The sequence below is a fragment of the Aliiglaciecola sp. M165 genome (assembly GCF_007197995.1).
Lineage (GTDB): Bacteria > Pseudomonadota > Gammaproteobacteria > Enterobacterales > Alteromonadaceae > Aliiglaciecola.
In genome coordinates, this window is sequence record NZ_VKKH01000004.1 from 442401 (window position 1) to 461102 (window position 18702).

Annotated in this window: 16 protein-coding genes and 1 riboswitch; of the genes, 11 read left to right on the forward strand and 5 right to left on the reverse strand. The window is 43.5% G+C overall.

Going from position 1 to position 18702, the window contains the following annotated elements:
• Position 1 precedes the first annotated feature (1 nt).
• Entirely contained in the window at positions 2-1228 is a 1227-nt protein-coding gene (locus FM019_RS09285) for an ATP-binding protein (protein WP_143835633.1), read from the forward strand.
• Positions 1229-1276: 48 nt separating this feature from the next.
• Here the strand turns inward: FM019_RS09285 and FM019_RS09290 are convergent, their stop codons facing one another.
• Entirely contained in the window at positions 1277-1648 is a 372-nt protein-coding gene (locus FM019_RS09290; protein WP_143835634.1) for a hypothetical protein, read from the reverse strand.
• A gap of 448 nt (positions 1649-2096) precedes the next feature.
• Here FM019_RS09290 and ccoG point away from each other — a divergent pair, with 448 nt between their 5' ends.
• From ccoG to FM019_RS09325, 7 genes are all read left to right on the forward strand, one after another.
• The gene (gene ccoG / locus FM019_RS09295) at positions 2097-3536 is read left to right on the forward strand and encodes a cytochrome c oxidase accessory protein CcoG (RefSeq protein WP_143835635.1); all 1440 of its coding nucleotides are present in this window, start codon (positions 2097-2099) and stop codon (positions 3534-3536) included.
• Positions 3533-4516 carry a serine/threonine protein kinase gene (locus FM019_RS09300; protein WP_143835636.1) on the forward strand — a complete coding sequence of 328 codons (984 nt, stop codon included), beginning with the start codon at positions 3533-3535 and terminating at the stop codon, positions 4514-4516. The genes ccoG and FM019_RS09300 overlap by 4 nt, the downstream gene beginning before the upstream one ends.
• Positions 4517-4557: 41 nt before the next feature.
• A riboswitch (cobalamin riboswitch) is annotated at positions 4558-4811 on the forward strand.
• Between the two features lie 54 nt (positions 4812-4865).
• Positions 4866-6737 (forward strand): TonB-dependent siderophore receptor, encoded by a 1872-nt coding sequence (locus FM019_RS09305; protein WP_143835637.1) that lies wholly within the window; start codon positions 4866-4868, stop codon positions 6735-6737.
• Between the two features lie 422 nt (positions 6738-7159).
• Positions 7160-7582, forward strand: coding sequence for a phosphate ABC transporter substrate-binding protein (locus FM019_RS09310; protein WP_143835638.1), 423 nt, complete (start codon positions 7160-7162; stop codon positions 7580-7582).
• Between the two features lie 17 nt (positions 7583-7599).
• Positions 7600-8724 carry a topoisomerase IV gene (locus tag FM019_RS09315; protein WP_185969238.1) on the forward strand — a complete coding sequence of 375 codons (1125 nt, stop codon included), beginning with the start codon at positions 7600-7602 and terminating at the stop codon, positions 8722-8724.
• Between the two features lie 163 nt (positions 8725-8887).
• On the forward strand, positions 8888-9517 hold the full coding sequence (locus tag FM019_RS09320) for a thiol:disulfide interchange protein DsbA/DsbL (RefSeq protein ID WP_143835639.1): 630 nt from the start codon (positions 8888-8890) through the stop codon (positions 9515-9517).
• Positions 9518-9543: 26 nt separating this feature from the next.
• On the forward strand, positions 9544-10167 hold the full coding sequence (locus FM019_RS09325) for a thiol:disulfide interchange protein DsbA/DsbL (protein WP_143835640.1): 624 nt from the start codon (positions 9544-9546) through the stop codon (positions 10165-10167).
• A 344-nt stretch (positions 10168-10511) separates the two neighbouring features.
• Here FM019_RS09325 and FM019_RS09330 read toward each other — a convergent pair whose 3' ends face one another.
• On the reverse strand, positions 10512-12077 hold the full coding sequence (locus FM019_RS09330; RefSeq protein ID WP_143835641.1) for a SulP family inorganic anion transporter: 1566 nt from the start codon (positions 12075-12077) through the stop codon (positions 10512-10514).
• Positions 12078-12250: 173 nt separating this feature from the next.
• A complete protein-coding gene (locus tag FM019_RS09335) occupies positions 12251-12871 on the reverse strand; it encodes an FKBP-type peptidyl-prolyl cis-trans isomerase (RefSeq protein ID WP_143835642.1) in 621 nt (206 codons plus the stop codon).
• A gap of 200 nt (positions 12872-13071) precedes the next feature.
• On the opposite strand from FM019_RS09335, the gene ppc reads away from it, so the two are divergent.
• Positions 13072-15693 carry a phosphoenolpyruvate carboxylase gene (ppc, locus tag FM019_RS09340; protein WP_260681584.1) on the forward strand — a complete coding sequence of 874 codons (2622 nt, stop codon included), beginning with the start codon at positions 13072-13074 and terminating at the stop codon, positions 15691-15693.
• A gap of 81 nt (positions 15694-15774) precedes the next feature.
• Positions 15775-16167, forward strand: coding sequence for a hypothetical protein (locus FM019_RS09345; RefSeq protein WP_143835643.1), 393 nt, complete (start codon positions 15775-15777; stop codon positions 16165-16167).
• A gap of 71 nt (positions 16168-16238) precedes the next feature.
• On the opposite strand, the gene mdh is transcribed toward FM019_RS09345, so the two are convergent.
• Positions 16239-17174: a malate dehydrogenase gene (gene mdh / locus FM019_RS09350; RefSeq protein WP_143835644.1), complete on the reverse strand. Its 936-nt coding sequence runs from the start codon at positions 17172-17174 to the stop codon at positions 16239-16241.
• Between the two features lie 462 nt (positions 17175-17636).
• On the opposite strand from mdh, the gene argR reads away from it, so the two are divergent.
• On the forward strand, positions 17637-18101 hold the full coding sequence (gene argR, locus FM019_RS09355; protein WP_143835645.1) for a transcriptional regulator ArgR: 465 nt from the start codon (positions 17637-17639) through the stop codon (positions 18099-18101).
• A 75-nt stretch (positions 18102-18176) separates the two neighbouring features.
• On the opposite strand, the gene FM019_RS09360 is transcribed toward argR, so the two are convergent.
• A complete protein-coding gene (locus tag FM019_RS09360; protein WP_143835646.1) occupies positions 18177-18587 on the reverse strand; it encodes a hypothetical protein in 411 nt (136 codons plus the stop codon).
• Between the last annotated feature and the right edge of the window lie 115 nt (positions 18588-18702).

Here is an 18702-nt window from a genome sequence, read left to right on the forward strand (position 1 = left end):
GATGACGCGTTTGTTCCTGAGTTTGTACCTGTTTATTGTTTTGTCTTTGGTTGTTCTCAGTGCGTTACTTAATCAAATTTTTTTTAGCAACGATGCACTCAATCAAGAACAGCAAGCCATTATTAGCTTGCTCACCGACCTCAATCAACAAAGCCAACTCAGTGCCGTAAATCTGGACACTGATCTGTTTCACGTAGAGATGATGAACATGTCAGATATGGCTTGGCGCGATGAAGAGCGTGAAAAGCTCAATGATGGCCTGCCGATAGTGCTGTTTGACAACACTCAAGGAACGCAAGTTTACTTCAATCATTCGTCAGACAAGTTATTGGAAGTCACTTTGCCTACCAATCAAGAAAAAGGCACTAACTATTACCTTTATAGCGGCGTATTTTTTGCGGTATTGGCTGCACTTATTGCTCTGTGGTTGTGGCCATTGTGGAGTGATCTACAACGATTAAAGCAAGCCGCAATTGATATTGACCCGAATGACGAATATCAACCCATTAGTATCGAAGCACGTTCGGCAGTCAAGCCTATCGCCATTGCCTTGAATGACTTAGGCAAAAGAGTGACATCTTTGCTTCACGCTCAGAGAGAACTCACCGGGGCAGTTGCCCACGAATTTAGAACGCCTTTATCAAGATTGAAGTTTGCTATTGCAACAAATAAAGATTCTCCCTCCTCTGCATTGTTGGCCATGAATCAAGATATTGATGAATTAGAAAAATTGGTCCAAGAAATGCTCGACTACACTAGTATGGAAACGCAACAGCCTGAATTAAACGTTACGGAAATACCTCTGCTGGCATTGTGTCAGCAACGTTGTGAATATATTTTGGGCTCTTTGCCTGAGCCACCTATAACGACCTTTGCTGGCCACGATCGTTTAATTTTGGGCGACGGACATTTTATTGAACGTGCAATTGATAATTTACTACAGAATGCCTGTCGCTATGCCGTAGAACGCATTGAAATTGTGTTGACTGACCATGCATCTGGTATCGTTTTGTCGATTGAAGACGACGGAAAAGGCATACACCCAAATCTTCGGGAACGTATTTTTGACCCGTTTTTTCGCCCCGATCAAGGTCGTGACAGAAAACGCGGTGGGGCAGGTTTAGGCTTGGCTATTGTAAAAAGGATAATGCATTGGCACAACGGTCGCTGTTGGGTGCAAGAGTCTCACATGGGTGGTGCAAAATTTTGTCTTGAATTTAAGATATAGTAAATCAGAGATTTAAGTGACGTTGTCAGCGACAAATATAAAGTCAGATTAAGTCGCCTTCTTGACGTCAACCAGTTTAGATGAATTGATAGTGTGACAAACCAATTCTAGGTTTGCACCGTTTACGAAAGGATTAATTTCTCGCTGCACACAATATTTGTTGTGGAAATGTTCTAAATTGGCTGAACTTTCAGTAACTTGATTTAAGTAGTCTTTTTGGAAGTCTCGCATATGCCCGGTGTGCGGAGCCAACGAATAACGTAAATCGTCTAATTGAGTTTGTTCCAGTCGCAGGGTAATTTCACTCATAAACGATGTGAGAGATTGTTGGACGTCTGACAACAAATATTGTACGAATGATGAACGTAAAACGGTCACCAACACTACAATTTCAGCCAGTACGATCAGATATCTAAACATTGCTTTACTACAATCTCTTTGAAACGGGTTTAAAATATATACTGATGTTAAATCACCACGCGCGAACTGCAAAGCGGTAACTATTATGCGCAAACATACTTAAGTTTGTGGCGTTATACATATTTGACCAGACTAAACCACATGTTTTCAGCGGCCCCTAGGCGACAATGTTAATAAATTCAATTGGTTTTGTATTTTACTCTTTACTGCTATAGGTATACTGACCAATAACCAAAACGGCAGGATCCTGGGATAGTGAATTCATGAAAGTGGCATTTGTTTGCAACATCACCTAAACCTTGTACAAACGCTTTTATGAATGTTGAACATCATTGATCCAGATTAACAACTAATCTCGACTCCATGTCATAATAGCCGCCTCTTTGTGTTATAAAGAATTTACCCAAGGCTTTTGGGGCAAATGTTTTCCATTTTGAAGGATTTTTGAATGAGTGAGCGCATTCCTGTTAAAACGATTTCTCCTGTCAAAGTTCACAAACCATCTCCCTCTAAAAATGACAATGGCTACCAGCCAAGAAGCAGAATTTATGTACGTGCTGTTGAAGGAACGTTAGAAACCTTTCGTCGCTTTTTTGGATTAATATTCCTAGGAATTTTTGCCATATTGCCGTGGTTGCAATTTAATGGAAACCAAGCGATTTTGTTCGACATTGGCGCTCAGAGATTCAATATTTTTGGGTTGACGTTATGGCCACAAGATCTGACGTTATTGGCCTGGCTACTGATTGTTGCAGCATTTGCACTATTTTTTATTACCACCTTTGCAGGAAGAGTGTGGTGTGGATTTATGTGTCCTCAAACGACCTGGACGTTTATTTTTATTTGGTTTGAAGAAAAAATCGAAGGAGCCAGAAACAAACGTATCAAGCTCGACCAACGTAAAATGGATTTCGATAAATTCTGGCGCAAAACGTTAAAACACTTTTCCTGGGTGATGGTAGCACTGCTAACTTCTCTTACCTTTGTTGGGTACTTCACACCTATTGATATGTTATTTATAGACTTTTTTACGTTTGGAGCCAGTTTTTGGGCGACCCTGTCAGTCGTATTTTTTACTTTTTGCACCTATGGTAATGCCGGTTGGATGCGCGAAATCATGTGTACTCACATATGTCCTTATGCGAGGTTTCAATCTGCGATGTTTGATAAAGACACATTCACTGTCGCTTACGACAGCAGCAGAGGTGAGAAACGTGGGCCCCGTTCACGAAAAACAAGCAGAGAACAAAACCTAGAAAAAGGCTTAGGTGACTGCATTGACTGTAACCTCTGTGTTCAGGTTTGTCCCACAGGCATTGATATCCGTAACGGCTTGCAATATGAGTGTATCAATTGCGGAGCCTGTGTTGATGCTTGTAATGGTGTCATGGACAAAATGAATTATCCAAAAGGATTGATCAGTTTCACTTCTGAACATGAATTAGCGGGAGGTAAAACGCACATTATTCGACCAAAACTGGTAGGTTATGCTGTCGTTCTGCTGGTAATGGTTTCACTACTAGTATTTGAAATCGCCACGCGGATCCCATTAGAAGTAGATATAATTCGCGACCGCAATTCATTATATAGAGAAACCAACGACGGCTTAGTGGAAAATGTCTTTACCTTAAAAGTGCTAAATAAATCACAAACCCCCAGAACTTACCAGATCATCGTGGAAGGGTTAGATGGACACAGATTTATAGGTGAAACACAAGTTTATGTGCAAGGCGGTGAAGTATTGAGTCATCCGTTGAGCTTAGCCATTGACCCTTATGCATTGGAAGAGACCGTGACAGAGTTTTATTTTAACGTACAGACGCTAGATATGCCTGAAGGTGAGGATATTATTGAGGTACGTGAACCCAGTAAGTTTATTTATCGATGAGCAATATCATCACAACGACATTCGATTTTGCGCATCTTGGGCCAGATTTAATCCTCGATGCAATTGAGTCAAAAGGCCTGGTTGTAGAATCAGGGCTACTAGCACTAAATAGTTACGAAAACCGTGTTTATCAATTCTTATGCGATGACAGAAAACGCTATGTTGCGAAGTTTTATCGTCCGCAAAGGTGGCAGAAATCGCAAATCCAAGAAGAGCATGATTTTGCACTGGAGCTTCAAGAGCATGAGATCCCCGTAGTTGCGCCATTGAAATTGGGCGGCGAAACGCTGCACGACTTTAACGGATTCTATTTCGCATTGTTCCCTTCTGTAGGTGGCAGAGAGTTTGAGGTCGACAATCTCGATCAATTGGAGTGGATGGGACGTTTTATCGGTCGTATTCACAGAGTTTCCAGTCAAAAATCGTTTTCTCACCGACCTACCCTTGGTGTGCAAGAGCACCTCATTGATGCCAGCCAGACGCTTCGAAAAACAGAACTCATCCCTCAAAGTTTACACACATCCTTTTTCGCGATTCTGGATTTGGTTGTCGAAGCTTGTATGCAAAGGTATGAGTCAAATAACGTTATTCGACTTCATGGCGACTGCCACCCTGGTAATATCTTGTGGCGCGATGGACCGACCTTCGTTGACCTCGATGACTGTAGAATGGGGCCAGCAATTCAGGACCTATGGATGATGCTGTCAGGTGACCGCCATCAACAGCGCATTCAGCTCGACACACTAGTTGAGGCGTATGAAGAATTCAGTGACTTTGATTCAACACAACTTCAGTTGATTGAACCACTGCGCGGTATGCGTATGGTCCACTACATGGCTTGGCTGTCTAAACGATGGCAAGACCCAGCTTTTCCGCTAGCTTTTCCATGGTTTGCAGACAATAAATATTGGGAAGGACAGATTCTTGCGTTAAAAGAGCAATTGTCCGCATTAAACGAACCAAGTTTGACCCTTTTTTAATTCCATTATCGACAAATTTATATCCTTTTTAGACTCGTTAGCTATAATAGCGGCTCGAAGGTGCTGCGCTGCTCATGAGTAGTAAAGTTAAACGGGAAGTCAGTGCGCTGGAGCATAAAATCCAGCAAAGCTGACGCTGCCCCCGCAACGGTAAATAAGTCAACAATTAACTGCTCACCACTGTTCAAAAATTACTGAATGGGAAGGTGTTAATTGGTCTATGCAATCTGAAGTCATTCTCGGATTTAATCGACACTTATAAGCCCGGATACCGGCCTTGGAACTCGAACGCACCCATGTGTGCGAAATAATTACGTGCTCGGGTGGAGCACTTAACAAGGTCAACTAAATGAAAAAAAATACATTATCTTTAGCGGTAAATGCCTGTTTATTGCTGTCTATTCCAACGATTGGTGCATCTGCACAAAGCTACGCGCAAACTGATGAATCTTCCATCGAAAAAGTGACAGTCGTATCTAGCCGTATTGCCCAACCGGCTAATCAACTGGCAACAAGTGTTTCTGTCATTGACGAAGAGATGCTCAAATCTAGGGTTTCTCTCAATATTACCGATATTCTCCGATCTTCGACCTCTGTCGGTGTATCCAATGCCGGAGGTTTGGGAAAAACCACGGTATTACGGATCCGAGGTGAAGAGGGATTCAGAACCAAACTTTATATTGATGGGGTAGAGTTAAGCGACCCATCATCGCCGCAAGTCTCGCCAATTTTTGATGATATTCTCACAGGTCATCTCTCGCGGATCGAAATTTTGCGTGGTGCGCAGGGGTTAGCCTATGGTGCCGATGCGGGGGGTGTTATCAGTATGTTCACTAAAACCCCTTCTGAAGGTTTAAGCACTAACCTTAGTTTTGGTGCGTCACGTTATAACACCCAAGAGTTTGCAGCGAGTCTATCTGCCGGTAGTGAACACGGCAGTATTTTGGTCGCCACATCTTCACTATCGAGTGACGGTTTCAATGCGCAGACTTCAGATACCTCAGGTGAGGAAGATGGTTATGACAATCAAAGTCTTTACCTCAAAGCCCTCTATCGCCTAAATGACCGTATTGACGTCTCACTGGTTGTCAGACAAGTGGATGCAGATAATCACTACGACGGTTGTTTCGACAACATCACTTTTGCACAAATCAATACCTGTACAACAGATTCTGATCAACAAACAATCCGAACTGCTATTAATTATGCCGCCGACTCCGGTAGTCACCAGCTTGCATTCAATCGCACAGACGTTGAAAGGCGTTTTATCAACGACGGTGTTTTCAGTTTCGAAAACAAAGGACAAGTGAATAAGTTTGAATATCTTGGCAACACGCGTTTGTTGGATCACAACTTGGTTTATGGTGCTGAGATGCTTGAAGAAGAAATTGTCGGACAAGATTTATCCAGAAAACAAAATAGCGTTTTTATTGAATGGTTGGGTGAATTTGACGACACACTGTTTTTAAATGTTGGCGCTAGGCAAGATGATAATGACACTTTTGGCAATCATACTAGTTTACGGGCTGGCGCTGCCAAACTTGTTGAATTCGGTAACGCGACACTTAAGATTAAAAGTAGTATTGGCACCGGTTTTCGAGCACCAAGTCTATTTGAACAAAATTATAATGATGGCCCCTTCGCGTTCGGTGAAGCCGCAGGCTTGCAGTTAGTCGAAGAAAATAGCGAAGGACTCGACATTGGATTTGAACTCTATAACATTCGAGGCACTAAACTGGAAGTTGTGTGGTTTGAACAATCCATTGAAAACGAAATCATATTCGACAATGCGGGATTCCAAGGATATCTGCAATCTACCGGCACTAGCCGATCCAAAGGAGTAGAATTCAATATAGAGCATACATTTGCCAACTCACTGACGTTTTGGGCCAACTATACATACAATGATGCACAAGATGGTACGGGGAACAAACGCCTGAGACGTCCCAAAAACAAGGCAAACTTTGGTGTGTTGCGCACATTTTTGGATGATGATCTCAATATTGAACTCACACACCGTATCGTTAACGGAGCAGTAGATATTGGCGGAGAAGAATTGGACGATTACACAATCACAGATTTTTCGATGCGTTATCAAGCCTCGGATCTGTTCTCTGTTAAGTTGGGATTGACCAATTTATTTGACCGCAAATACCAAGAAGTCCGTGGTTTCAACACCGCTGGCAGATCACTTTACATCTCTACAGACTTTTCGTTTTAGAAAGGTTTACTTAGCTTTACTCGGCGTCGCTCCTGGGGCGCCGACACGTTTTTTTACCGAAAATCTGGCACTTATAACCTTTTTTGTCTACTTTTAGTTTGAAAACAATACATGCTTTGGGACCTTTAGATGAGTTATCAACGCTTCTTAGGACAGATGTTATTAATTAATATCTCTCAACACTTGGTGAATTCATTCAGCTATTTTTATCAATCAATATTCCCACCTCTTCCTTACTTTCATTCACAACTAAATATACCAAAGTCTAAATGCCGTATATTTTTATATACCTTTGCAATATTACACATACCTCATCACGCAAGAACCGGATAGAAAAAGTTAAACAATATCTGTATCTTACGCGCCGGATCAATTGACTGTTTATTTTTTAAGCTACATTTGAACACATAAAGAGAGGACACATGTTGAAGAATTTTATACGTAATACTGTTTTGGCAACCAGCCTGACAGTAATCACTGCAAGCGCCTTTGCAGATGTAGTGGTGGTCGTTCACCCAAGCAACTCGAGCGAATTGAGTGCTAAACAAGTACAACGCATTTTTTTAGGTAAAGAGAAGAAGTTTTCCAATGGAACGGCTGTAAACCCAATTAATCAGACTAGCAATGCTGCACGAAACGACTTCGATTCCAATGTGTTAGGTCGCAGTTCAACGCAGGTAGCCGCTTATTGGTCAAAACTGGTATTTACGGGTAAAGGGATCCCTCCCAAAGAAGTAAATGGTGATGCGGAAGTCGTCGCAGCTGTCGCTGCTGACCCTTCAGCGATCGGCTATGTAGACAGTGCCGCTGTAACAGGCGATGTCAAAGCCATTCCACTTAACTAATTTTGGGAGACCTAATCATGAAAAAGACTTTACCAATTATTGCGCTAACTTGCGCTACCTCGTTTTCCGCTAGCGCTGAAGTACGTATTAATGGCTTTGCCAACTTTATTGGTGGTATCACCAGTAGTGACGATGCTGTTTATGGCTATGACGACAGAGTTTCTTTTAGCGATGAAAGCCTGTTTGCGATTCAAATTAGTGGCGATGTCAACGACAAAGTCACGGCTACCGGTCAAATTCTAGCCCGTGGCGAAAATGATTACGAAGCCGATTTCGAGTGGGCTTATTTAACGTTCCAAGCGACTGATGAATTGGCCATCTCTGCTGGGCGCATAAGAATGCCTTTATTCCGCTATTCAGCGTCCTCGGATGTGGGCTATTCATACCATTGGGTTACGGCTCCCCGTTCTGTTTACGATGTCGGCTTCAATAATATCGATGGCTTAAAGCTGGATTACAGCAACTATGCTGGAGATTGGGAATACAACCTACAAGCGGTATTTGGTACTTTTAGTTCAGACCTAGGCGGTGGCCGAAATATAGGTGACAATGTTTACTTGTTCTCTGCTGAATTTACTAAAGACTGGTTCAAAGTTCGTGGCGTGTATGGTGCGGATAAAGCAACCTTTACCCGTGACGATATCGATGGAACCATTGCCTCGCTGGCTAACGCAGGATTAACACAACTCGCTGATAGCTTGGCGGCTGACGATGATACCGGTGAATTTGTCGGTTTTGGCGTGGAGTTAGACAATTTTGAGTACTTTGCGAGTGCTGAATACACTGTCACCAGTATTGAAGATTCATTTGTACCTGAAGCAACCGCATTCTATGTAACTGCAGGTATGCGTGTAGGGAAATTTACACCGTCAATCACCTACGAGAAGTTTGAAGAAGACGATAAAATCAAATTTTTGGATCAGGTCGCAGCTCTTCCAGCAGAAGCACAACCTACTGCAGCAGCCGTTACTACTGGTTTGCAGCAAGCGGTCATGAATGAATACAGTCTAGTTACTTTGGGACTGCGTTATGACTACGATACCAATATTGCACTCAAAGCAGATATCAGTAAATACGATGATGATCTTAACGACGCAGCTGATGCAACGCTAGTTCGTTTTGCGGTTAACTACGTTTTTTAAACTAAATTGAACCTTGTGAAGTAAAAACCGTCTGTTTAAGACGGTTTTTTTATGGGTGTTCGATTTTCATCTTCAGTTTAGATTCATCTAACTGATTTACTATACCTATTAAAATGTTAGCTGTGATAACCTTGGCAAAATTTTTAACTGGAATGATTGTGTAATGAAAAAGATTTACGTTTTTTTTGCGATGATTTTAACGTTCTCATTGCAAGCGTGCGCCCAAGAGCAAGAAAAATGGGTAGAAGACACGCACTATAAAGTGATAAGTGATCAGGCAACAGAAAAGCCTGTGGTCACTGAATATTTTTCCTTTTGGTGCCCACATTGTTATAACTTTGAGCCAATTGTTGCACAAATCAAAGCAAAATTAGATGAAGGAACCGAATTCAAGAAAGTCCATGTTAATTTTATGCGCTTTACCGGACCTGAAGTCCAAGATGCAGCCACCAAGGCGATGTTAGTCGGCCGAACTATGGGTAAAGAAGTTGAGATGAATCAAGCCATTTTCAATTATATCCATGTTCAGCGCCAACCCATTACTGGTTTAACAGAATTACAAAGTATTTTTCTTGCTAACGGTGTCACAAATGAAGAATTCAATAAAATGGCATCAAGCTTTGGTGTAAATAGCCAGCTCAAGCAAAACAATAAATCATTGGCTGATTACCGAGAGCATCTAAGCGGTGTACCTAACTTTATCGTAAATGGTAAGTACCAAGCTACATTCACCCGTGATATGACCATGGATGATATCGTTGAACTTATCGTTTGGCTTTCGAAACAACCCTAATTAGTATCAAAGGAAATATGTGTTTTATGATTATTAAATCCACCCAAAGACTATTAATTGCCCTATTTGTCGTTTTCCCGTTTTTCGCTTTAGCTCAACAAGGAAATTGGCAAGAGGGCGAGCACTACACCGTTATCAAAGATGCTGCGAGCAGTGACAAGCGGATTAGAGAAGTGTTTTCTTATTGGTGCCCTGCCTGTAACAGTTTTGAGTCTATTGTAAAAGAACTTAAAACCAAACTGCCAGCAGATGTCACCTTTGTAAAAGCTCATGTTAATTTTATGGGTTCAGCATCAGAAGATGCACAGAACGATGCAACCAAGGCAATGTTGGCCGCTAAGGCAATTAAGCAAGATGCTCTATTCAATGAAGCGCTTTTCAACGCTATCCACAGTGAGCGCAAAAACATCGCATCGTTGGATGATATGGTGAAGGTATTTACTGCTGCAGGTGGCGACGGTGAAAAATTAAAAAAAATGGCAGGAAGTTTTGGGATCCGCAGCCAAGTGAGCAAAAATAACAAACTCACACAAGGCGTAAGCAGAGTACCGACTTTTATTGTCAACGATAAATATCAGGCCATCTATACTCGAGACACGACACCTGATCAATTTATTGATCTTCTTCTTTGGTTAACTAAACAGAAATAACCTCAAGTTTGATAGTAACCCGATAGCATTGCCTATCGGGTTTTTTCTTTGTGGGATGTTTAGATCTTTATCTAGCCCTTGCGCCCTAAACTCGTAATTTTTGTAACGCCCCAACCACGTCATTCCCGAGGCACCCAACTACGTCATTCACGAGGTGCTTTTGGTCGGGAACCCCATGAACATCAAACAGATCCCGGCTCAAAGAGCGCTGCCGGGATGACATTTTATCGATCGCTGCGGGGATAGGTTAAACACCGCGGAGCGTCGCTTGAGAACACCGTAAACTCCAGAAGATCCCCGCTTAAGAGCGCTGCGGGGATAGGTTAAACACCGCGGAGCGGTGTTTAACCTAACTTATCTGTGGCGATTCTGTAGCGGGGGTCTTCGTTTACGTCCATTTCAACATATTCTTGTGCTTTTGTGAGTAGCTCTTTGCATTCCGGGCTTATGTGGCGAATGTGGAGGTTTTTCCCCTGATCTTTATATTTTCCTGCTAATCCATCAATTGCATCTAATCCAGAGGAATCCCAAATTCGCGACTCTTGAAAGTCGATCACCACGTCCTGAGGGTCATTTTGTGGATCAAACAAATCTCTAAAATGCAGGACAGAACCAAAGAAAAGTGGTCCGTCTAATTCGTACACTTTCCAGCCATCATCATCGGTATGGGAGCGCGCATTAATGTGTGTCGCGTGTTTCCAGGCAAACACAAGAGCAGATACGATAACGCCGACAACAACGGCAACGGCCAAGTCAGCAATGACTGTAATGCCAGTTACCAAGAACAATACAAAGGCGTCCTCTTTGTTGACACCTCGAACAATGCGAAACGATGCCCACTCAAATGTACCAATAACGACGATGAACATGACGCCCACTAATGCAGCTAACGGGATCATTTCAATTAGTGGCGCAGCAAACAAGATAAACCCTAGCAATACCATTGCAGCGGTGATCCCAGACAATCGACCACGACCACCTGAGTTGATATTGATCATACTTTGACCAATCATTGCACAACCGCCCATTCCACCGAAGAATCCATTGACGGTATTGGCAACACCCTGGCCCACACATTCACGATTACCATTACCTCGGGTGTCGGTCATTTCATCGATCAGCGACAAGGTTAAAAGTGATTCGATCAGACCCACCAAACAGAGGATTACGGCTGTGGGTAACACTATGTATAACGTTTCTAGAGTGAACGGCACCATTGGAATTGAAAAGCTCGGTAACTCGCCAGCCAGCGTTGCTGCCGCTTTTTGCTCTTCAGGTAGCATGTCCCTAACAAAATCGATAACAGTGCGCGCTTCGAGATCCAGACCATGCACCAATAAAGTCACCGTAATGATTGCTACCAAAGAGGCGGGAACCGCGGTTGTTAATTTGGGTAAAAAGAAGATGATGGCCATGGTCAGCGCGGTGAGACCCAGCATCAAGTACAACATTGTGCCTTCCATCCAGACCTGCTGACCCAGCGCATCGGCTATTTTAAATTGGCCTAACTGTGCCAGAAAAATCACAATAGCCAGGCCATTCACAAAACCTAACATGACTGGATAAGGCACTAAGCGTATGAATTTTCCTAGCTTAAATATTCCGGCCAATATTTGTAATACGCCGGCTACAATAACTGCGGCGAATAGATACTCAACGCCGTGAGTGGCCACAAGCGCTACCATCACTACAGCCATAGCGCCTGTCGCGCCTGAAATCATGCCTGGGCGACCGCCAATTGCTGAGGTGATTAATCCCATCATAAAAGCAGCGTATAAGCCTACCATTGGCTCGACACCTGCCACAAAGGCAAAGGCTACAGCTTCAGGCACCAACGCCAGCGCTACAGTAATACCAGAAAGCACGTCATTTTTGACGTTGCTGTCGCGACTGGTAATTAGGTCAATCATGTATTTCCCCAAAAGTGTGTATTTTCAAACAATTAATCGCTTATTTTAGCATCGATGTGTACGGAGATCTTTTAACAGTTTGTTAAAACCTCGAGAGCGAAGATACTGTTCATGGATAAGTGCGCACAAAAAAGGCCGGATACGTCCGACCTTCTTTAAATTCCAAAGAATGTTTACGCAACGATATCAAGTAGCTCAACATCAAATACCAAGGTGCTAAAAGGACCAATTGCACCGCCAGCACCCTGCTCACCGTAAGCAAGGTCATGAGGTACGTATAGTCTCCACTTAGAACCAACAGGCATCATTTGAAGTGCTTCAGTCCAGCCTTTGATTACACCATTGACGGGGAATTCAGCAGGCTGGCCACGGTCATAAGAACTATCGAAAACACTACCGTCAATCAAAGTTCCATGATAATGAGTGCGAACTGTGGACGTTGCTACAGGCTTGTCGCCTTCGCCAGCAGAAAGTACTTCATACTGAAGGCCTGACGGAGTAACCGTGACTTCTTCGCGCTTAGCATTCGTTGCTAAAAACTCAGTACCTTCAGCGATGGCGCCTTGATGTTGCTCTGCTTTGGCTTCTTGCATGCGCTGATGAATTTCATTAAACGCTGCTCCAAGTGTCTGGTTATCAACTTTTGAAGCCTGTTTTGCAAACGAATCAGCTAAACCTTCTTTAACTGCTTCGATGTCTAATCCATCAAAAGGGTTAGATGCTAGCTGCTCTCCCATTTGAAAACCAATACCGTAGCTTGCTTGCAATTCAACACTATTAAATTTGTCTGTCACGAGAATTCCTGATTGCTCAATAATAAAGCCGCGCATGGTAACACAGGCTGGTATTGCCTTGACAGCCTATTCACCAAATCAACTACGTTCAATACCAAAATTCTTTAGGAATAACGAATAACAATTGTGTTTGGACAAACGCATTGCACATCAGTATGGTTTCTATTCATATCTGTCGAAAAAGCATTCGTGGAGGAAGCGTGACAAAACAACAGGCTTTTCAGTTAAAGGAATCTGTCAGATTCTTGGGATCAACTTTAGGTGATACGATTAAAAATCAGTTAGGGGAGCAGTGGTTAGAGCGCATTGAAGCCGTTCGCCTCGCCGGTCGTGAGTCGTTTCAAGGCAAGACTGAAGCGACTGATCAATTAAAAAAGCTGTTTAAAGAGCTACCCAATGACGAGTTGCTTACCGTCGGACGAGCATTCTCGCAATTTCTGAATTTAGCCAATATTGCTGAACAAGAATTTAATAGCATCACCACTGATGACGACCCGATTACTTCTTTGTTCGACCACTTGGAATCAGAAAAAATTGATCAAGCGGCATTTGCTAATGCGTTTGATCAACTTAAGATTGATTTGGTTCTCACCGCGCACCCAACAGAAGTCACACGACGAACACTCATCCATAAACATAGTGAGTTGGCGAGTTGTTTGCGAGATTTGCATCAAAGCGCGGTTACCAATGAAGAAAGAGACCAAATTGAGACAAGAATTGCCGATTTAATAAGCCAGGCGTGGCATACGGAAGAAATTCGAACCATCCGGCCCACCCCGGTTGATGAGGCACGTTGGGGCTTTTCCGTTATTGAAAACTCGCTTTGGGACGCGGTTCCAGCCTTTGTACGAGCGCTGGATAAAAAAGTTAACGACAGGTTTGATATTACTTTGCCGATAGATGCGTCACCCGTTCAGTTTAGCTCGTGGATGGGTGGGGATAGAGACGGTAACCCTAATGTCACCTCTAAAGTCACCCAGCAAGTATTGTTGTTAGCAAGAAGACGCGCAGCAAAGCTCTTTGCTAAGGACATTGACCAGCTTCAAGTCGAGCTGTCAATGAGAGATTGTGATGAACATGTACGCAAACTGGCGGGCGAAGATGCGCTTGAACCCTACCGAGCGATATTGCGTCCATTACTAGTTAAGCTCAACCACACACAAGAAGGTATCGGTGAGTTTTTAGCAGGAAAACCAGTGGACACCCATGAGTGGGTGTCCAAACAAAGCGAACTCCTTGACCCCCTTCTCGCCTGTTACCACTCTTTACATGCTTGTGGCATGAAAGTCACCGCCCAGGGCTTGTTGCTCGACACCATTCGCCGGGTCCACTGCTTTGGTGTCAACTTGTTAAAACTAGATATTCGACAAGACTCCGAGCGTCACGCAGACGTGTTTGGCGAGCTAACACGCTATTTTGGGTTGGGCGACTACACCAAGTGGAGTGAACAGGACAAACAAGCGTTTTTACTGCGTGAATTGAACTCTAAACGGCCGTTAATACCGGCCAATTGGCAGCCGTCAGCTGAGGTTCAAGAAGTTTTAGATACTTGCAAAGTGATCGCCCAAAATGACCGTGAAGGCTTTGGGATCTATATCATTTCAATGGCGAGCCTTCCCTCAGATGTTTTAGCAGTGCAGCTATTGCTTAAAGAAAGTCAGGTAACCTGGCCAATGCCCGTGGCCCCATTGTTTGAGACACTCGATGATCTGAATAATGCGCCAAAAGTTATGGGCGATTTATTAGATATCGATTGGTATCGAGGATATATTCAGGGCCGTCAGTACGTCATGATAGGTTACTCTGATTCGGCCAAGGATGCTGGCGCCCTAGCTGCCGGCTGGGCGCAATACGAATCTCAAGAGGCTCTCGTTGCTTTAACCGATCGACATGACGTGAAGCTAACACTCTTTCATGGTCGTGGCGGAACCATTGGCCGAGGCGGCTTGCCTGCCCACGCAGCGATCCACTCGCAGCCACCTGGCTCATTGACAGGTGGGTTCCGTGTTACCGAGCAAGGAGAAACAATACGTTATAAATTTGGTATGCCACAGCTTGCCAAAGGCAGCCTTGGCATATATGCCAGCGCGATTTTAGAAGCGATTCTTTTCCCACCCCCGCAACCCAAACAGGCATGGCGTGATGCAATTAAAGTGATGGCCGAGGCGGGTCGCGATAATTACCGTCAAACCGTGCGACACGATGAAAATTTTGTGCCCTATTTTCGCGTGGCAACCCCTGAGCAAGAACTGGGTAAGTTGCCATTGGGAAGCCGCCCTGCGAAACGTAAGCCCACTGGAGGCATTGAAAGTCTTAGGGCCATCCCGTGGATTTTTGCTTGGGCACAGACACGACTTGTTTTGCCTTCCTGGTTGGGTGTCATGAAAGCGGTGAATAGTGGCAGACAAACGGGTCACGAACAGACCATCGAAGAAATGCTACAAAACTGGCCATTCTTCCATTCCCGTTTATCCATGCTCGATATGGTTTTTAACAAAGCCGATGCTAGGGTCAGCGAAGAATATGACCAAAGACTCGTTCCACAGGAACTTAGACATTTTGGTCAGGCGTTGCGAGAAGAGTTAAAGCAAAGTATTGATCAATTGCTTGAGCTGCTTGATCAACAGGAAGTCATGGAGAGCGATCCCAAAGGAAAAGAATCCATGACCATTCGTGCAGGTTATTTACAACCACTGCATTTTTTGCAAATTGAATTGCTAGCCAGGATCCGTGAATTGCAAGAAGAGCACGATGCGACCCTAGAGCGCGCTATGATGGTCACCATTGCAGGAATTGCTGTCGGAATGCGCAATACAGGCTAAATTCAAGTTCGATTGACTAAGTGAGTACTAACTATATAATCCGAGTACTCACTTAGTTTCTTAAAAACAAGATTTGATGGAATGAAGTTCGCAAGCCATGGGCATCTAAAAGCTGAAAAGCTCGGCAACATACTATTGATAGAGGGTACTGGCCCCTGGAATATTGAAATGTTGGAATCAGCAGGTGATTCTGCCAAAAGTATTCTTGATGAGCTTTACAAGGCGCCATGGGGCGTATTGTGTATCATGCATGGCGATACGGCGTACCTGCCCGATGCAGCAAAAAAGTTAACCGAACTTGTCAAACAGGAAAAACTAAAAAATCGTAAAGCGACTGCCGTTGTTGTTGCCGACGCTAATCTGCCGTCGTTTGCAAAAGGACACCTTGGACAAATTTATGACCAAGCGGGTGAGCATTACCGTTTTTTTGATGATAAAGCCGACGCGCTAGAATGGCTAAACGGCCAGTTCTGATTCAAATTTTATTCAAGCATAAAAAAACCAGCCTCGGCTGGTTTTTTTTTAAATGAACATTTCGTCAAAAGTTAGCCGTTTACGAACTTAACCCCTAACTCGATATCACCGCGCAAACCATCAAGCATGGATTCTTTGGCATTTTGTTCAAAATCGCTAAGCTTGCCATAAGGTAAGATCTCTTCAACACCATTGGCACCTAAACGCACCGGATGCGAGAAAAACACTGCATCATCGCTGTTGGTTTCTACATAGGTATACTCAACTACATTGTCGCCTTTCATAGCAGCGACCAAAGACAAGCAGAAGCGCGCAGCAGCTTGCCCCATTGACAATGTTGCTGAACCGCCACCAGCTTTAGCCTCTACCACTTCCGTACCTGCGTTTTGGATACGGTGAGTCAGACTTGCAACTTCTTCATCGGTAAAACTGACACCCTCAACTTGAGATAGCAGTGGAAGAATTGTTGTCCCTGAGTGACCACCTATTACGGGTACGTGAACACTTGCAGTATTAAGACCTTTCAATTCCGCAACAAAGGTTTCGGCGCGGATCACATCCAAAGTCGTTACACCAAATAACTTGTTTTTGTCATAAACGCCTTTCGCTTTGAGCGTTTCCGCTGCAATTGCAACGGTCGTATTCACTGGGTTGGTGATGATACATGTACACGCATTGGGGCAATTGTCAGCAATGCCTTCTACGAGGTTTTTAACGATGCCTGCGTTAATATTGAATAGATCGGAACGGTCCATGCCAGGTTTACGTGGCACACCAGCGGGGATCAGCACAATGTCTGAACCTTGCAAGGCTTTGTCCAGATCATCTTTACCAAACCCTTCCACCTTAACGTCAGTGGGAATATGGCTAAGATCTACCGCTACACCGGGAACGACTGGCGCGACATCATAGAGTGCAAGTTCAGAGCCTGCAGGAAGTTGAGTTTTTAACAAAAGGGATAAGGCTTGGCCGATACCGCCTGCAGCACCTAATACTGCTACTTTCATAGTTGTCTCCTGTGAGAAGGTCAGATTGAATCGGCAAACACTAATGCAAGCCGCGCAAAATTACAAATTGTTAAGATGAATACTGGAAAATGTTGACCTTTGCTGAGTAGTTTTGCAGCAACGCCAACGTTGATAGATATTGGGGCATCAAAAGTATTATTCAACGCCTTGATTCAAATCACTTTAAACTACCGAGGATGTGAACTTTATGTCACACTATGTAGCCTCAATTCTGGATGAGAAATGTCGGCATCGCATAGTTTTTCAACGCTTAATCAATAAAATTGCAGTTCTCGTCATATTGATATGGGTCTTTTATTGGTAAGTGTAGTGATTTTTTCCCTTTCGAGGCGAGAATTATGTTATCTAATCGCTCAAAACGAAAACTGGACAACATAGAGACAAAGATAGATAGCGGTGCGAATCGAGGATTGAGTTTATACAGGTTAAAGAGAGAGACTTATGTCAAACAATAAACAAGAAGAATTAATTAAGGCATTTAAAGAGATTCTCAAGACTGAAAGTTTTGGTTCGCAAGGTGGGATCGTTGAAGCGTTAAAAGATCAAGGATTTGGCAGCATTAGTCAATCCAAAGTCTCGCGCATGCTAAGTAAGTTTGGCGCCGTGCGCACACGCAACGCCCGAGGCGATATGGTTTATTGTTTGCCTCCTGAAATGGGCATGCCAACAGCAAAAAGTCCACTTCGTCAGTTAGTTTTAGATATCGTGCATAACAATGTTATGGTCATCATCCGTACCAGCCCGGGAGCCGCACAGCTAATCGCCAGATTGTTGGATTCGTTGAGCCAAAAAGACGGTGTTTTGGGCACAATTGCAGGAGACGACACCATATTTATCGCACCAGCCGATGTTAGCCAGATTGAAGAAACACTGCACAAAGTTGAGGCGCTTTTTGAAAACGTTTGATATCGATAAGTCTTAGGAAGTTTTTAGAATCGGGCTTCCGGACTCATCGACCGGCGGATATAGTGCCAAGGACAGTTACTGAGTAGATTTCACCACCGTAGAAACTATTGAATCATAATTCATCGCTAAATAAAGCAACGTTGCGAGGTTCGCATAAATAAGTAAAGGTATTAGCCATAGTGCCAGCACTACCGCTCCCTGATTGAGAAAAATCACGTAACCAACCAATCCCACCCCAATATACAGATCAACACCAATTTGCTTAGTCCAATGGTATTTACCGGTTTTTTTCATGGTTTGAAAAAAGTCTTCATGAACATGGCAATAGAGCGAGTAAGCAAGAAATGCAAATAGCACTAACCATAAAACGGGCTTGCCTAAGGCATAAGGGCCGGAACTGAAAAATAACGGCTCTTGGGTTTTAAATATTATCGCCAAGGCAACAAAAACCCCATAAACGAGCCATAAAAAGTGTCTTTTGAGCATTTGCATCTCCTCACAATCTAACCGTTCCACTCTAGGACGTGTGGGTTAAAAAACCAACTCACTATCATTAATAGTTCTTAATAAAGAGTTAAGCATGGAAATGAGTCAAAAAAAA

Excerpts from the sequence above, each read along its gene's own strand:
- FM019_RS09285 (WP_143835633.1), top strand. The coding sequence starts at position 2 with ATGACGCGTTTGTTCCTGAGTTTGTACCTGTTTATTGTTTTGTCTTTG.
- FM019_RS09290 (WP_143835634.1), bottom strand. The coding sequence starts at position 1,648 with ATGTTTAGATATCTGATCGTACTGGCTGAAATTGTAGTGTTGGTGACC.
- ccoG (WP_143835635.1), top strand. The coding sequence starts at position 2,097 with ATGAGTGAGCGCATTCCTGTTAAAACGATTTCTCCTGTCAAAGTTCAC.
- FM019_RS09300 (WP_143835636.1), top strand. The coding sequence starts at position 3,533 with ATGAGCAATATCATCACAACGACATTCGATTTTGCGCATCTTGGGCCA.
- FM019_RS09305 (WP_143835637.1), top strand. The coding sequence starts at position 4,866 with ATGAAAAAAAATACATTATCTTTAGCGGTAAATGCCTGTTTATTGCTG.
- FM019_RS09310 (WP_143835638.1), top strand. The coding sequence starts at position 7,160 with ATGTTGAAGAATTTTATACGTAATACTGTTTTGGCAACCAGCCTGACA.
- FM019_RS09315 (WP_185969238.1), top strand. The coding sequence starts at position 7,600 with ATGAAAAAGACTTTACCAATTATTGCGCTAACTTGCGCTACCTCGTTT.
- FM019_RS09320 (WP_143835639.1), top strand. The coding sequence starts at position 8,888 with ATGAAAAAGATTTACGTTTTTTTTGCGATGATTTTAACGTTCTCATTG.
- FM019_RS09325 (WP_143835640.1), top strand. The coding sequence starts at position 9,544 with ATGATTATTAAATCCACCCAAAGACTATTAATTGCCCTATTTGTCGTT.
- FM019_RS09330 (WP_143835641.1), bottom strand. The coding sequence starts at position 12,077 with ATGATTGACCTAATTACCAGTCGCGACAGCAACGTCAAAAATGACGTG.
- FM019_RS09345 (WP_143835643.1), top strand. The coding sequence starts at position 15,775 with ATGAAGTTCGCAAGCCATGGGCATCTAAAAGCTGAAAAGCTCGGCAAC.
- mdh (WP_143835644.1), bottom strand. The coding sequence starts at position 17,174 with ATGAAAGTAGCAGTATTAGGTGCTGCAGGCGGTATCGGCCAAGCCTTA.
- argR (WP_143835645.1), top strand. The coding sequence starts at position 17,637 with ATGTCAAACAATAAACAAGAAGAATTAATTAAGGCATTTAAAGAGATT.
- FM019_RS09360 (WP_143835646.1), bottom strand. The coding sequence starts at position 18,587 with ATGCTCAAAAGACACTTTTTATGGCTCGTTTATGGGGTTTTTGTTGCC.